1 pseudogene is annotated in these 258 nt (G+C 47.3%); it reads right to left on the reverse strand.

The features are described 5' to 3' along the window. Positions 1-258, reverse strand: a pseudogene (locus tag AAEZ10_RS27530) (thiazole synthase); the annotation flags it as partial.

The following is a 258-nucleotide window of genomic DNA, read 5'->3' on the forward strand; positions in this document are numbered from 1 at the left end:
TTCCATCACATTTGGATAAAGGGTTTTTTCATCACCCAAGACTTCCAGCTTAACCAGATTATGTCCACCCAATAATTCGCGAGCCAGCTTGCAAGTCCGTACCGCAGTTTCGGCGTCAAAACAGCCGGCAGTATTGGGCAAAATAGTGTATTTATCAGGGGAGATTACATCAAGCAAATTGGGCTCATCGCTATTCTGACCGATATTGGTGCGACGAATGGCGACCGTGACAATTTCTGCTTCTGAGGCGCCAATGGC

The organism is Pseudomonas sp. H26/SER47-MNA-CIBAN-0231 (genome assembly GCF_040310465.1).
GTDB classification, from domain to species: domain Bacteria; phylum Pseudomonadota; class Gammaproteobacteria; order Pseudomonadales; family Pseudomonadaceae; genus Aquipseudomonas; species Aquipseudomonas atacamensis.